The sequence below is a fragment of the Photobacterium sp. R1 genome (assembly GCF_054600795.1).
In genome coordinates this window covers 1-402 of the sequence record NZ_BAAHZP010000140.1, presented here as the reverse complement: position 1 = coordinate 402, position 402 = coordinate 1, and the positions used below count along the sequence as shown (strand labels likewise).

Annotated in this window: 1 protein-coding gene; it reads right to left on the bottom strand. The window is 45.5% G+C overall.

The window, feature by feature from the left end; translation table 11 throughout:
- A partial coding sequence (locus tag ACYP03_RS24365) for a YbaK/EbsC family protein (protein WP_459782423.1) occupies window positions 1–402 on the bottom strand: 402 nt, incomplete at both ends.

Below are 402 nucleotides of genomic sequence, written 5' to 3'. Positions count from 1 at the left end.
CGACCGTCATGCTCCTGGGTAAACAACATCCGATAACCTGATATGTTTCTGTGTGGCACATCTCGCATCACTTTATGGAACTGCTTGTTATCAAGGTGGATCAGGTTTTCATGATCACCCGATTCGATATACAGTTCATCCTGTTCAAGCAGTAAATCATCCACCAGCATGTTGATTTTATAAGCTTGTCCCAATGAAGGAACCGCGCCTGGTTCGCAGTCCTGAAAGATCTGGGTTAACTCATGCTCACCCACCAAAAAGAACTGCTTACCCATTATGCGATTAATTTTATCAATCATTACCCTGCGGTTAGAAGGCACTACGGCCATCAGGTAATCACCCTGCTGATCCTTAAGCAAAACGGCTTTCGCCACTTGGGAAGTAGGAACATGTGCAGAGACC